The following is a 14,214-nucleotide window of genomic DNA, read 5'->3' on the forward strand; positions in this document are numbered from 1 at the left end:
GGGGAACGGTTCAGTTGGTGGGTACCGTGGTCGGCTGTCGTCGCGGTCCCCTTAGGTGCGGGTCCGTAGACGTCGGGTTAGTCAGGGAAGCAAGCTTTGGGTGGTCTTGGGATCTAGGTCCCTTGGCCACCTTCGCTTTGTCCGGGCCTAGCGCTTCGTGCGGCGGGGCTGCACCACTGAGCGGGGCAGCAGGCGGGCCTTCCACGGCAGGGGAGCGGTGCGCCGCAGTCCGCTGACGACCTCGTCGAACGCCTGCGCCAGCGCCGGGTCCTCGGTTCGTCCGCCGTACCAGGACCGCTCCACCGAACTCACCACGGTTCGGAGCGCCTGCTTGCCGCCCTCATCCAGGTTGTGTTCCCGCGACATCCTGCGCGCGGCCGTGCGGACGGTGTCGGCGTCGGACAGCGACGCGCCCCGGTCCCAGGACTCGGCCATCAGCTCGGTCCACGCCGCGCTCGCCGAGGCTGGGCTGCCCGCGAGCACCGCGTGCCGCCGGTCGTGCCGCCACCACTCCCGGACCATCGCGGGCACGATCGCCGCCACGAGCACGAGGACCAGCACGGCCAGCCACCAGGACAGGATGGACGCGAGGAAGAACACCGTCAGCGTCCCCAGCGCCGCCACCACCGGCACGGCGAACTTCAGCAGGTCGCGCCGGAAATGCGCGACCGCCATCGCCGCGACCAGAAGCAGCGCGCAGATCAGCGCCGCGAAGAGCTGCCAGGGGATCGACCCGGTGCTCTCGCCGGGGATCGCTGCCTCGTTCCCGGGGTCCGTCTGGTCGTCGGGGTTCTGCTGAGCCGACGTGCTCGGCGCGGCGGACTCCGACGGCACGGCCGACTCCGAGACGGGCGTCGAGGTCTCGGTGTTCGGGTCGCTGGTCGTGTACGGCGCCTCATAGGTGCGGCCGTCCGACAGCGGCGTCGGATCGAACGTGACCCAGCCCTGGGCGGGGAAGAACACCTCGACCCACGCGTGCGCGTCCTGCGTCGTGATCGACCGGTAGTCGCCGGACTGGAAGCCCGCCGTGTAGCCGATCGCGACCCGCGAAGGGATACCCGCCGCGCGCGCCAGGATGGCCATCGCCGAGGCGTACTGCTCGCAGTACCCGATCTTGGACCGGAACAGGAACTCCTTGAGCGCGTCCTCGTCGCTCGACGTCCCGGTCTTCGTCTTGTAGTCGAACCCGTTGGACCGCTCGAAGTGTTTCTGCAGGGCCAGAGCCTTGTCGAACATCGTCGTCTTGCCGTCGGTGATCTGCTTCGCGAGCGCCACCACCTCGGGGTCGATGCCGTCGCCCGCCAGGTAGACCGGGTCGATCTCGCCGAAGTCGTACCCGGCCAGCCGCAGGTCGGCCGCGGTGGGCTGACTCATGTCGGCCTCTTCGACATACGTGGGCAGCTTGCGCGAGTTGCGCGAATAGACCATGCCGCCGCTCTGGTCGTAGAACATGCCCTTCGGGATGTCCCGCAGCTTGCGCGGGATCCCGTAGACCGGCGCCCACAGGTCCTGGGAGTTGATCGGCTCGATGGAGATCCGGGTGATCGTGCCGCCGCCGTCGTCGCCGGGGGCCGGCGGCAGGTCGCTGTCGGCCGGGATGTCGTCGGGCAGGGCGTCCGCGGCGGTCCAGCCGCCGTTGCGGTCGTAGCGGGGCAGCGTCATCGCCCGCAGGTAGCGGCCCTCGTTGCCCAGGCCCCGCACCCGGAACAGTTCGACGTTCGTCCCCTGGTCGAGCATGCCGCGCAGCGCCGTGAACGGCTTGAGGGCCAGGCCGCCGCCACCGCCGCCGCCGCCGCTCCCGCCGGGCAGGCCGCCGACCGTGCCGATGCCCGTGACCACCACGCCGGCGAGCAGGCCCAGCACCAGGGCGGAGGACACCATCGTCGTCGGGGAGCCGAACGCCGCCGCCGTGTCCGGCAGCGCGGGCCGGTTGCGCCACTGCTGGTGGCGGTGCGCGCCGTCGACGGCCAGCAGCAGCGCGAACGACGTCGCGCCGAGCACGAAGGACCACCAGGGCAGCAGTTCGTCGGCCAGCGACGCGGGCACGGCGTAGACGCAGAGCAGCACGAGCCCGCAGGCGGCGGGCGCGCCCGCCGAGACCGCGAGGGTGTCGACGAGGACCGCGACCAACCCGATCGCGATCACCACCAGGCAGAGCATGGGCGTCGAGGCAGGCACCGGGGGAACCCCGGTCTGCACCGCGTCGACGGACTTGCGGAGCACCTCGCCGAGCTCGGCGAACGCCTTCGGGCCGGGTATCACCCCGAGGATTCCGCTGTTGGTGAACAGCGCGACGACCAGGAACAGCAGCGCGACCATCTGCGCGAGGCCGACCACGAGGGTCGGCGTGCGGATCGCCCGCAGCGCCAGGCCGGTCGCCGTCACCACGATCACCGCGATACCGGCATAGCCCAGCCAGCGCATCCCGTCGATCACACCCGCGAGGGCGCTGGAGGCGCACAGCGTCGTGATCGCGGCGATCACCGGGGTGACCGTCACCGACCACTGCGCCTGCGGAGTCGTCTGCTCGCTCATCGCCCGACCCCCGGGGTGGTGCACGGTGTTCTGTCGTCCAAGGCTCTGTCGTCCACTGTGATCACTGGCCGAACCCCGCGATCATGCTGTCGCCGCGCTTGTGGCTGTTGCGGCACACGCTGCCCCACACCCCGGCCATCGGGGTGTCCGGGCGCGCGATCGTCACGCCCCACCCGGCCGCCGACAGCAGGGTGGCCGTGCCCTGGGGATCGGCTTCCGGCCCCTCTGCCGATCCCCAGGCCGAGGTGTCGAGCAGAACCGCGAGACTGCGCGTCCCACGGGTCCGGTACCTGATCAGCTGGCCCACCGACTCCGGGGTCGCCGCGCCGATGATCGCGATCAGCTCCTGGCCGTGGCCGGGGTCCGCCGGGCAGTTGATCTCCCGCTGGTGGATCGGCTGCAGCGCGGCGAGCGCGTCCAGCACGGCGTTGTCGCTGTGGCTGCCGTCGCCCGCGTCGCTCACCAGGACGCTGCCGGTCTCGGTCACCAGGCGGATCTGCTGGCCGTAGCGGTGCAGGTGCACGCAGATGCTGGCGGCGAACGACACCGCCCACTCCAGACTGGAGCTCGCGCCGGTGCCGCGGTGGCCCGACACCCGGTGGTCGAGCAGCACGGTCGTGCCGCCGCGCCACGGGCTCTCCTCGACCCGGACCATCATCTCGTCGCGCTTGGCCGTGGAACGCCAGTGGACCTTGCGCAGGTCGTCGCCCTGCCGGTAGGGGCGCACGATGGCGTCGTCCTCACCGTGGCCCGCGTTGAGCCGGATCGAGCCGTCGTCGCCCGAGCCCAGACCCGAGCCGCCCGGCACACCGCTGAGCGGCACCACCCGGGGCACCACGACGAGCCGCGACGTCCGCGCTAGCTCCCGTTCGAACTCCGCGAGGCCGAACGGGTCGGTGATCGTCGCCTTGAGCGGCCCCAGCTGCTGGATGCCGCGCAGCATCGGCTGCACCGCGTACCGCAGCTGGGTGCCGGTGTGCCGGGGCAGGTGCTCGATGACGAACCGGGGCTTGCCGCCCAGCGCGTAGGGCACGCCGTCGGAGATGAGGAGCCCGCCCGTGGGCAGCCTGCCGGTGCTGCGCACTGTCAGCGCGACTTCCGCGCGCCCGCCCACGGGCACGCGCGCGGGGGCGATCTGGCGCTCCGCGTGCAGGCCGACCCTGGCCACCGCCGTGATCAGGCAGACGATCAGCGGCAGCGCCACCACGAACACCGCGACCCGGAGCAGGTCACGCTCGTTGAGCACCACCGAACACAGCGCGGCGGCGACCCCCGCGGCCAGCAGACACCGGCCCCGCGTGGTCAGCCCCGACAGCGCACCGCGCATGGACCACTCCTACTGACGGCCGCGGGCGGCCCATTGCGCGCTCGGCTCCGCCTGCGGGACCGGCACGCGCTGGATCAGACCGCGGATGAGCTCGGCGGGGGACCGGCGCGCGGCCTGCGCCTCAGGGGTGAGGTTGAGCCGGTGCGCCAGAACCGGGATCGCCACCAGGTGGATATCGTCCGGCACGACGTAGTCGCGGCCCGACAGCGCCGCCTGCGCCCGCGCGGCCCGCACCAGGTGCAGCGTCGAGCGGGGGGAGGCGCCGACCCGGATCTCCGAGAGCCTGCGGGTCGCCGAGACGAGCTCGACGGCGTAGCGGCGCACCTCATGGGCGATCTGGACACCGCGGACGGTCTCGATCAGCCCGCGGACCTGCTCGGCGTCCGACACCGGCTTGAGGGTCTTGAACACGTCATGGCCCGCGTGCTCGTCGACCATCGCCAGCTCGGCCTGCGGGTCCGGATAGCCGATCGACACGCGCGCGGTGAACCGGTCGCGCTGCGCCTCGGGGAGGGCGTAGGTGCCCTCCATCTCGATCGGGTTCTGGGTGGCGATCACCATGAACGGCGACTGCAGCTCGAAGGTCTTGCCGTCGACGGTGACCTGCTGCTCTTCCATGCATTCCAGCAGCGCGGACTGGGTCTTCGGCGAGGCGCGGTTGATCTCGTCGCCCACGACGATGTTCGCGAACACCGGACCGGGCCGGAACTCGAACTCGTTGGTCTGCCGGTTGAAGATCGACACGCCGGTGACGTCGCTGGGCAGCAGGTCGGGGGTGAACTGGATCCGGCTCACCGAGCAGTCGATGGACCGCGCGAGCGCCTTGGCCAGCGACGTCTTGCCGACGCCGGGCACGTCTTCAACCAGCAGGTGACCCTCGGCGAGCAGGGTGACCAGGGCGATCCGCACCACCTCGGGCTTGCCGACCAGCACCCGCTCCACATTCGCGGCGATCCGCTGCGCGCAGACATGCAGTTCGTCGAGCCTGCCGGGCCGGAGCCCGTCCGGCTGGCCCGCGTACCCGGAGATCGGCCCCAACTGCGGCTCTTGCCCTTGGCCGCCGCCGTACGGGGGATGCCCAGGCAGAGCGGCGGGGGAACTTGACGTCACGCGACCTCCTGATGCGTCTCAAAACGGCTGTCCGGGAATCCATCGCCCGATCCGGGCGTGGACGCGCTCGGCGCCTGACGTCGCCAGCCACGTCCGTGGCCGCGACAGCCTTCCATGGAGTGTGTCAAACCAGGGCGAAGTACCCCAGAGTTTCCGGGGAAGCCGGTGGGTTCTGGCCCGGTGTGGATAGTGCCAGGCGGGCTACGGCCATGATCGGGCGCTCCCGCCTCGCGGTCGCGGTCGCGACTCCGCTACCGGCGTGGGCCGTGCTCACGCTGAGCGATGGGGCGCCCGGCCACAGCCGCGCGCCCACCCCACGATCACCCACCGGCCCGCGCTCCATCCCCCACAAAGCTCCCCACAGAGCCCCACATACCGAAGGACGCGCGGGATAACGCGGGGTTGCGTGCGGATTTCGCGCGATCTTGAAGGGTGGGAGATCACCCGCGACGGTCAGGTCCCCCACCGCCCCCCACTGCGCCTTCGCGCCTTCTAGCTGGGAAAACGTCATCCACGGCTGGGTCGAACCATGCCATTTCGCGTTGACTGTGGTGAAAAGTGGGGTACTGTGGCGCCAAGTGGGGCAGACGGGAGCCTCATGACCGATCCGACCGGTTCGGTGGGGAGGTGAGTGTCCGGATGTTCCTCGGCACGCACACCCCCAAGCTCGACGACAAGGGGCGGCTGACACTGCCGGCCAAGTTCCGAGAAGCTCTCGCGGGTGGACTCATGGTCACGAAGGGTCAGGATCACTGCCTCTACGTGTTTCCGCGCGCGGAGTTCGAGGAGATGGCGCGCAAGGTCGCTGCCGCACCTTTGACGAACGAGGCCGTCCGGGCCTACCAGCGGTACCTGTTCGCGGGGACCGACGAGCAGCGTCCGGACAGCCAGGGCCGGATCGCGGTCGCACCGGAACTCCGGCGCTATGCCGGGCTGACCAAGGAGTGCGTGGTCATCGGGGCGATCACCAGGCTGGAGATCTGGGACGCGCAAGCGTGGCAGACCTACCTGGACGAGCACGAGGACAGCTACTCCCAGGCTCGGGAGGAGGTGCTGCCCGGCGTGTTCTGAGTGTGGGGGGAGCAGAGGACGCGGGTGCCGTGAGGCCTCGGTCCGCTCGCTTTCGGCCCTGGCGCACCTTCCCCGGTGCCAGGTTCGACGAGCGGGCGGGGACCTGGCGGCACCCGGCCTTTTGGGCCGGAAAGTGGAAAGGGGGTGTGGCCACATGACGGAGCAGCCGCGGCACGTGCCGGTGCTGCTGGACCGGATCTTGGAGCTGTTCGATCCGGCTCTGTCCGGCCGCCCCGCTGTCCTTGTCGACGCCACTCTAGGGCTCGGCGGCCACGCCGACGCCTTGTTGGTTGCGCACCCGGAGCTCACGCTCGTCGGTCTGGACCGTGACCCCAACGCCCTCGCGATGTCCCGTGAACGCCTCGCGCGCCACGGCGACCGGGTCCACCTCGTGCACACCGTCTACGACGGCATCCAGGAGGCCATCGACGGTCTGGGACTGTCGCGCGTGGATGGTGTGCTCTTCGACCTCGGCGTCTCGTCGATGCAGTTGGACGTGGCCGAGCGCGGCTTCGCCTACTCGAAGGACTCGCCGCTCGACATGCGGATGGACCCGACCACCGGCCCGACGGCGGCGGACGTGCTCAACACGTACGCGCCGGGGGAGCTGGTCCGGATCCTGCGCGAGTACGGCGAGGAGAAGTTCGCGACGCGGATCGTCCGCGCGGTCGTGAACGAACGCGAGAAGGAGCCGTTCACCAACAGCGCCAGGCTGGTCGAGCTGCTCTACTCCGCCGTACCCGCGGCCTCGCGCCGCACCGGCGGCCACCCCGCGAAGCGCACCTTCCAGGCACTGCGCATCGAGGTCAACGCCGAACTCGACGTCCTGCGCCGCGCCATCCCGGCGGCGTTGTCGGCGCTGCGGGTGGGTGGCCGGATCGTGGTGGAGTCCTACCAGTCCCTGGAGGACCGGATCGTCAAGAGGGCCATGGCCGACCTCGCGAAGTCGACCACGCCCGAAGGACTTCCGGTCGAACTGCCCGGCCACGGCCCCCAGATCCGCATGCTGACCAGGGGTGCGGAGCAGGCCGACGAGCAGGAGATCGAACGCAACTCCCGCGCCCAGTCCGTCCGACTGCGCGCCGCCGAACGAATTCGGGAGGCATCATGACCGCACCCACGCGCAACAAGAACTCCGCGCGAGCAGCCACGAAGCCGACCGACAAATCCCTCGATGAGGCCGTCGACGCTGTTGCCGCTGTTGCCGCTGTTGCCTCCTCGGAGGCCGCGGCCACGGACGAACGCCCCGGCCGCGCACGCCGTCGCCGTTCGCCCGCCGACGAAGCTTCAGCGGGCACCCGCGCGACCGCGGATGAGGACGCGGGCTCCCGCCGCCGCACGGGGTCGCGTCGTGGCACGGACGTCGACCCGTCCACCGACCGCCGCTCCCGCCGCGGCACCACCCGCTCCCGGGCCGCGTCCGATGCGGAACCCGACGACACCGCCGAGCCCACCCGCTCCCGCGCGGGCCGTTCGCGCGCGTCCACCCGGTCCGAGGTGGACGGTGCTTCTCGGGGCGCCCGCTCGCGCGCTTCTGACGTCGATGGTGCCTCCGTGGGGTCGCGTGGGGTTCGTTCGCGCGGATCCAGCCGTTCCCAGACGGACGGCGTCGGCTCGCGCGGGGCTCGTTCGCGCGCGGCCACCGGCTCGGCTCGCGTCACGGTTGGTGAGCCGGAGGTCCCGGTCCGCACCCACGGCGGCGTCGCCGACCTCACCGCGTCAGGCACGGCGACGGCCACCGTCGACGCGCCCCCGAAGCCCGCGCGCACACCGAGCGTCGACCGCCCGGAACGAGTCACCGGCCCGTCGCGCCCCCGCACCGCCGCCGCCGAACGCGCCTACGCCCGCCGCGCGCATCGCGACGGCCACGGATCGGTTGCCCGCACCAAGGTCTCCGATGAGGAAGTCGCTTCCGGTCGTGCCTCCTTCGTCGTGCTGATCATGGCGCTGCTCGCCGTCGGTGTCGCGGCCACGCTGTGGCTGACCACGCAGGCGGTCGCCGACTCGTACCGCCTCGAGTACGCCAAAGAGGAAGCCAACCGCCTGGCCGAACAGGCCGCCCAACTCCAGCGCGAGGTGACCAAGAAGGAGTCCGCCTCAGTGCTGGCCGAGCGCGCCCGCCAACTCGGCATGGTCCCCGCGGGCGACCCGGCCCGCATCGTGGTCGGCCCGGACGGCGCGGTGACGGTCGTCGGCGAGGCGAAGCCGGTCCAGGCCCCGCCCCCGCCACCCGCGCCGCCCGCTGACCCGGCCGCGGGAGCCCAGCCCCCGCCCGCCGCGGGCGCGCAGCCTCCCGCCGCGGGCGCACCGCCCGCGGCAGGCACGCAACAGCCCCCGGCGGCAGGCGCCCAGCAGCCTCCGGCGGCCGGTGCACCGCCCGCCGGCGCCACACCACCCGCGGCAGGTCACACCCCCCCCGGCGGCGCGGAGGCCCCCGTGCCAGGCGGCGGCTGATGACCGCCGCCCCACGAGGCGCGCCCCGCGCTGACGCTCCCGCCACCACCGGCGGGAGCGTGATCGTCTCCACCCCAAGCCCCACGCCGCCCCCCGCGGCGCGGGGCCTCGGTGCTTTGACGGCCGTTTCGCACACCTCGCCAAAGGGGGGTGCGGTCGTGCCGGTTTCGGGGCGTTCCGGACGTGGGTCGGGTGCGGTGGCACCCGATGCGCATCGCTCGTCGGTAGAGCCTGGCGTGGGCGCTGCGGCGCTTGGTGCGCGCGGTCCGTCAAGGGCGCGTGGTGTGGGCGATGTGGTGTCGGGTTCGGCCGGGCTGTTGGTTGCGCGTGGTGCTGTGTCGGGTTCGCTCGGACGGTGGCTGGCGTGTGGGGTGGGTGCTGAGGCGTCGGGTTCGGCTGGGTCGTTGGTTGCGCGTGGTGCTGTGTCGGGTTCGCTCGGACGGTGGCTGGCGTGTGGGGTGGGTGCTGAGGCGTCGGGTTCGGCTGGGTCGTTGGTTGCGCGTGGTGCTGTGTCGGGTTCGCTCGGACGGTGGCTGGCGTGTGGGGTGGGTGCTGAGGCGTCGGGTTCGGCTGGGTCGTTGGTTGCGTGTGGTGTGCGTGCCGTGATGGCTGGTTCGTCCGGACCGTTGGTAGGCCGAGCGTCGGGTGATGTGGTGCCCGCGGGTGAGTTGTCGGGCTTGACCGCGCGAATTGGTGTGCGTGGGCGATTTGGTCGTGAGGTCGCCTCTCGTTCAGGTGAGCGATGTCGTCGGCTGCGCGCCGAAGAAGTGATCTTGGGTAGGTGTTTCGGGACCGCGTGGGGTGGTCGCGCCGGGGGGTTCGGTGCGGCGATCGGTGACCGGACCAGTGGTGACGGATTTGGGTGTTCGGTGAGTGGGTTGTCGCGAGGGGGAGTCGTGGATCGAGCGGTAGGTGCCACACAGGGAGGTGGCGGCTGATGTCGGACCGGTACGACGGACCGGACGACGATCGTCGCCGTTCTCCGGGATATGGCGCCGATCCGGGGGATTCCGGACGCGGTTTCGGTGTTGGGCCGTGGGATACCGACCCGCGGGGTTCGACAGGTTCTCGCGGTAGGAGTGGCAGCGGGCAGCCCGGCGGTGCGCCACGAGGACACGGGGTCCCGAACGGATCCAGCGGTCGCCGCGGAGCGACCGGTGGCAACCCCCGCGGTGGAGCGGGTGGGTGGGACGATCCCGGCTCGGCCGGACGCCGTGGCGGCCCGGTGGGCAAGGGCTCGCGGTATGCCGATGGACCGGTGGGGAAGGGTGGCTCCGGCTACGGAGATGGCCCGGTCGGCAAGAGAGGTTCTCGGTACGGGGATGGCGCGGTAGGCAAGGGTGGCTCTGGCTACGGGGATGGTCCTGTGGGCAAGGGTGGCTCTGGCTACGGGGATGGTCCTGTGGGCAAGGGTGGCTCTGGCTACGGGGATGGTCCTGTGGGCAAGGGTGGCTCTGGCTACGGGGATGGTCCTGTGGGCAAGGGTGGCTCTGGCTACGGGGATGGTCCCGTGGGCAAGGGTCGCTCGCGCTACGGCGGGGGTCCCGTGGGCAAAAGAGGCTCCCGGTATGGGGACGGCCCGGTTGGTAAGGGCGGTTCTGGTTACCGGGATGCCCCCGTGGGCAAGGGTGGTTCCCGGTACGGGGACGGTCCGACAGGCGACCGTGGTCGCCGCTATGGCGAGGAGCCGTCCGGCGCGGGTGGTTCGCGCTCGGTGAGCCGTGGTGCGGGTTCCGGCGGTGCCGAGTGGCCGCGTTCCGGTGCGCGTGGGGGAGAACCGGTCGGCAAGGGTGCCGCGCGTCGTGGGCAGGCGGGGGCCGCGGGCGCCGGACGGCGGGGAAGTGTGGCTGGGCAAGGCAGACCGACTGGCGGTGCCGCTCGGGGCGGTGTCGCCCAGCGGGCCGCGGGCGCCCTCCGGAGGGGGACTGGTGCCGGTGGGTCGGGCGGTGCCCGGCCGTGGGGCACGACCGGTCGCGGGCCGGCCGTGCGACCGTCGCCCGCGCCGGGGCGGATGCGGCAGGTCCGCAAGCGCGCGCAGGGCACCGATCACCGTGTGCGGGTGGTGGTGATCCGGTTCTTGTTGATCGCGTCGCTGGTGACCGCCGGGCTGAAGCTGGTGCAGGTCCAGATCTTCGAAGGTGAGGCGCTCGCCGCTCGCGCCGAGCAGCAGCGGGCGATGACCATCCCGATTCCCGCGCACCGCGGGTCGATCGTCGACCGCAACGGCGTGGAGCTGGCGTTCTCCGTCGAGGCCCGAGCGTTGGCCTACCGGCCTGTCGCCCATCGCGTCGAGATCGACAAGTGGAACAAGACGCACCCGAACGAGCAGTTGGACTTCGACAAGGAGACCGCGGAGCTGGCCAAGCGGATGCGGGAGGTGTTGGGGGACCAGGTGGTGGAGGCCGAGGTGCTGGCGAAGCTGCGCTCGGACAAGAAGTTCGTCTACCTGGTCGACAAGGTCGAACCCGCCAAGGCTCGTGAGCTCCAGGAGAAGTTCCCTTTCCTCAACCTCGAATACCGTGCTCAACGGGAGTACCCGGCGGGCAGCCTCGCGTCGAACATCCTGGGGCGGGCCAACTGGCGGATGGAAGACCCGGTCCCGGCGAACCACAGCCTGCACGGGCTCAGCGGCTTGGAACTTTTCCGGGACAACCTGCTGGCAGGCAAGCCGGGCAAGCAGATGGTCGAGACCGGGGAACGCACCGATGCCGTCATCCCCGGTCGCGGCCGTGATCTGCAGGCCGCGGTCGACGGCTCGGACATGGAGCTGACGATCGACGCCGACCTGCAGTTCTTCCTGCAGCAGAAGACAGCGGAATACGGGCAGCGAAGCGGATCCAAGCGGGTCAGCGCGGTAGTGATGGACGCGAAGACCGGTGAGGTCTACGCGCTGGCCAACGACAAGGCCTTCGACCCGGCCGCGCCCGGTGGCGTGGATCCGAAGTCGATGTCCGACCCGTCGGTGACCACGCCGTTCGAGCCGGGGTCGGTCAACAAGGTCGTCACCGCCATGGGCGCGATCGAATACGGCATCACCACGCCGGACGCCGTGCACTCCGTGCCCGACTCCATCAAGGTCGCCGACCGGGTGATCAGGGACGCGTGGGACCACGGCAGGCTCAACATGACCACGACCGGCATCTTCGCCAAGTCGTCCAACGTGGGCACTCTGCTGCTGGCCAAGGAGATCAACGAGACCAGGTTCGCCGAACTGCTGGGCAAGCTCGGCCTGGGCACCCGGACCGGCATCGGCCTTCCCGGTGAGAGCCCCGGTTCGCTGCTGCCGCAGAAGCAGTGGTCCGGCAGCACCTTCGGCAACCTGCCGATCGGCCAGGGTCTGTCGATGACCGTGCTGCAGATGGCCGGGATGTATCAAACCCTGGCCAACGATGGGGTTCGCGTCCCGCCGCGGATCGTGCGGGCGACCGTGCGGCCGGATGGGACGCGGGTGGAAGAGCCGCGTCCGGAAGGGATTCGCGTGGTCTCCCCGGAGACGGCGAAGACGACTCGCGACATGTTCCGTGCCGTGACACAGAAAGCGCCCAACGGCAACAGCGGCACCGCGCCAGTCGCGGCCGTCACCGGCTACCAGATCTCGGGCAAGACCGGTACCGCGCAGCAGTTCGACAAGGCGGCGGGCCGCTACAGCGACTCGAAGTACTGGATCACGTTCGCGGGCATCCTGCCCGCGGACAACCCGCGCTTCGTCGTCGGCATGGTCTACGACACCCCGGTCTACTCGACGCCCGAGGGGCACAGCGCCGCGCCGTTCTTCCACGATGTGGCCTCGTTCCTGACCCAGCGCTACAACATCCCCATGTCGAAGGAGCCGACGCCGATCGTGCCGCTCGTCAAGTGACCGCCCGAACAGTCCGCTGAGGACAGTCGCCGGCGGACATGCCGCCACGCTCCGGACCGTGGCCCGGAGCGTGTGCGGCAGATGTTCGAACATGCGTTCGACCATACACGGCGGGCGTGGCTTGTGAGCTGCACTGATGGGCGTCACTCGAACGTGTCGCCGAACGGTGGTACGGCGGCCTACCTCATCAGCGGGAAACGCCGTGATCGAGGGGCCACACGGTCGCCGAGAGTGCGCAGGTAGCCTTCGCGGCGTGCCCGCCAAGCTCGAAGGCAAGGCTGTCACGGCCCCGCCTCGCCCCTCCCACACCGATCCCGTCGCGCTGTCCTCGTTGGCCGAGGCGTCAGCCGCGCGGTTGATCGCCCGCTCTCCGGAAACCACGGTCACCGGAGCGACACTGCGCGCCCAGCACGTGCGGCACGGCGACTTGTTCGCCGCCCTGCCTGGCGCGCGCGTGCACGGCGCCGACTTCGCCGCCGACGCCATCGCCGCGGGCGCCGCCGCCGTGCTCACCGACGAAGCCGGAGCCGCCCGGCCCGCCGTGCGCGACTCGGGTCTTCCGGTGCTCGTGCACGACGACCCGCGAGCCGCTCTAGGTCCTATCGCCGCGATGATCTACGGAAACCCGTCCGCCAAGCTGGCGATCATCGGGGTCACCGGGACATCCGGCAAGACCACCACCAGCTACATGATCGAGTCCGGCCTCGCCGCCGCGGGCCACACCACCGGCCTGATCGGCACCGTCGAGACCCGGATCGCGGGCGAGCGGCTGGCCAGCGCGTTCACCACCCCGGAGGCCCCGGACCTGCAGGCCCTTCTCGCGGTGATGGTCGAGCGCGGCGTGACGCACGTGCCGATGGAGGTCTCCAGCCACGCCCTCGCGCTGGGCCGGGCGGCTGGCACGAAGTTCGCTGTCGGCGCGTTCACCAACCTCTCCCAGGACCACCTGGACTTCCACCCCGACATGGAGGACTACTTCCAGACGAAGGCCCTCCTGTTCGACGGCCGCTCCGCGCGTGAGGTCGTGTGCGTCGACAGCGAATGGGGTCGCAGGCTGGTGACCCCCGAGACCGTCACGGTCTCCACGACCGGCGATGCCGACTGGACCGCGAGCGACGCCCACACCTCGCTTTCGGGTGAGCAGTCGTTCTACATCCACACCCCGGACGGCGCGAAGGTCGCGGCCACGCTGCCGATGCCCGGGACGTTCAACATCGCGAACGCGCTCGTCGCGGCCGCCTGCCTGAGCGCGGCCGGGGTCGGGATCGACGCGATCGTCAGTGGACTGTCCACAGTGCAGGTGCCCGGCCGGATGGAGCGGGTCGACCTGGGCCAGGACTTCACCGCCGTCGTCGACTACTCGCACAAGCCCGAGGCGGTGGCCCTCGCCCTGGACGCGATCAAGGCCCGGTCCGACGGCAAGGTGATCGTGGTGCTCGGCTGCGGCGGCGACCGCGACACCGCGAAGCGCCCGGTCATGGGAGCCGAGGCGGCGCGGCGCAGCGACCTGCTGGTCGTCACCGACGACAATCCCCGCAGCGAGGACCCTGCCGCGATCCGCGCGGCGATGCTGGCGGGCGCCGAGTCGGTGCCCGAGGCCGAGCGTGGCGAGGTCGTCGTCATCGGAGACCGGCGGCAGGCCATCGCGACCGCCGTGGCTCGCGCGGGTTCCGGCGACGTCGTGGTGGTCGCGGGCAAGGGTCACGAGACCGGGCAGGAGATCGCGGGTGTGGTCCACCCGTTCTCCGACCGCGACGAACTCGCCGCGGCCATCCGTTCGCGCGGGGTCCGCACATGATCGTGAACGAATTCGGCGACGCGAACAACGAACTCAGTGTCCTGAACGTCCGACTCGGTG

Annotated in this window: 8 protein-coding genes; 5 read left to right on the plus strand and 3 right to left on the minus strand. The window is 71.2% G+C overall.

Annotated elements, in window-relative coordinates; genetic code table 11:
- Positions 1–147: 147 nt before the first annotated feature.
- The 3 genes from C8E96_RS19545 to C8E96_RS19555 all read right to left on the minus strand — a co-directional run bounded on the left by C8E96_RS19545 (position 148) and on the right by C8E96_RS19555 (position 4,891).
- Entirely contained in the window at positions 148–2,535 is a 2,388-nt protein-coding gene (locus tag C8E96_RS19545; protein ID WP_091574647.1) for a transglutaminase family protein, read from the minus strand.
- A 61-nt stretch (positions 2,536–2,596) separates the two neighbouring features.
- Positions 2,597–3,862: a DUF58 domain-containing protein gene (locus C8E96_RS19550; protein WP_091374370.1), complete on the minus strand. Its 1,266-nt coding sequence runs from the start codon at positions 3,860–3,862 to the stop codon at positions 2,597–2,599.
- 9 nt (positions 3,863–3,871) lie between these two features.
- On the minus strand, positions 3,872–4,891 hold the full coding sequence (locus C8E96_RS19555; RefSeq protein ID WP_091375528.1) for an AAA family ATPase: 1,020 nt from the start codon (positions 4,889–4,891) through the stop codon (positions 3,872–3,874).
- Between the two features lie 720 nt (positions 4,892–5,611).
- Between C8E96_RS19555 and mraZ the strand changes: the two genes are divergently transcribed.
- The 5 genes from mraZ (at position 5,612) to C8E96_RS19585 (ending at position 14,154) form a co-directional block, all read left to right on the plus strand.
- Positions 5,612–6,043 carry a division/cell wall cluster transcriptional repressor MraZ gene (mraZ, locus tag C8E96_RS19560; protein ID WP_091374372.1) on the plus strand — a complete coding sequence of 144 codons (432 nt, stop codon included), beginning with the start codon at positions 5,612–5,614 and terminating at the stop codon, positions 6,041–6,043.
- 154 nt (positions 6,044–6,197) lie between these two features.
- On the plus strand, positions 6,198–7,154 hold the full coding sequence (gene rsmH, locus C8E96_RS19565; RefSeq protein WP_091374374.1) for a 16S rRNA (cytosine(1402)-N(4))-methyltransferase RsmH: 957 nt from the start codon (positions 6,198–6,200) through the stop codon (positions 7,152–7,154).
- Complete coding sequence (locus tag C8E96_RS19570) at positions 7,151–8,497, plus strand: hypothetical protein (RefSeq protein WP_091374378.1); 1,347 nt, start codon at positions 7,151–7,153, stop codon at positions 8,495–8,497. The genes rsmH and C8E96_RS19570 overlap by 4 nt, the downstream gene beginning before the upstream one ends.
- Positions 8,498–10,508: 2,011 nt before the next feature.
- Positions 10,509–12,356: a peptidoglycan D,D-transpeptidase FtsI family protein gene (locus C8E96_RS19580; protein ID WP_091374381.1), complete on the plus strand. Its 1,848-nt coding sequence runs from the start codon at positions 10,509–10,511 to the stop codon at positions 12,354–12,356.
- 253 nt (positions 12,357–12,609) lie between these two features.
- A complete protein-coding gene (locus tag C8E96_RS19585) occupies positions 12,610–14,154 on the plus strand; it encodes a UDP-N-acetylmuramoyl-L-alanyl-D-glutamate--2,6-diaminopimelate ligase (RefSeq protein WP_228769867.1) in 1,545 nt (514 codons plus the stop codon).
- Positions 14,155–14,214: the final 60 nt, after the last annotated feature.

The sequence above is a fragment of the Actinokineospora alba genome (assembly GCF_004362515.1).
In the GTDB taxonomy this organism is placed as follows: domain Bacteria; phylum Actinomycetota; class Actinomycetes; order Mycobacteriales; family Pseudonocardiaceae; genus Actinokineospora; species Actinokineospora alba.

Bases quoted from the DNA above. Each gene is read 5' to 3' on its own strand.
- C8E96_RS19545 (WP_091574647.1), bottom strand. From the start codon at position 2,535: ATGAGCGAGCAGACGACTCCGCAGGCGCAGTGGTCGGTGACGGTCACC.
- C8E96_RS19550 (WP_091374370.1), bottom strand. From the start codon at position 3,862: ATGCGCGGTGCGCTGTCGGGGCTGACCACGCGGGGCCGGTGTCTGCTG.
- mraZ (WP_091374372.1), top strand. From the start codon at position 5,612: ATGTTCCTCGGCACGCACACCCCCAAGCTCGACGACAAGGGGCGGCTG.
- rsmH (WP_091374374.1), top strand. From the start codon at position 6,198: ATGACGGAGCAGCCGCGGCACGTGCCGGTGCTGCTGGACCGGATCTTG.
- C8E96_RS19570 (WP_091374378.1), top strand. From the start codon at position 7,151: ATGACCGCACCCACGCGCAACAAGAACTCCGCGCGAGCAGCCACGAAG.
- C8E96_RS19580 (WP_091374381.1), top strand. From the start codon at position 10,509: ATGCGGCAGGTCCGCAAGCGCGCGCAGGGCACCGATCACCGTGTGCGG.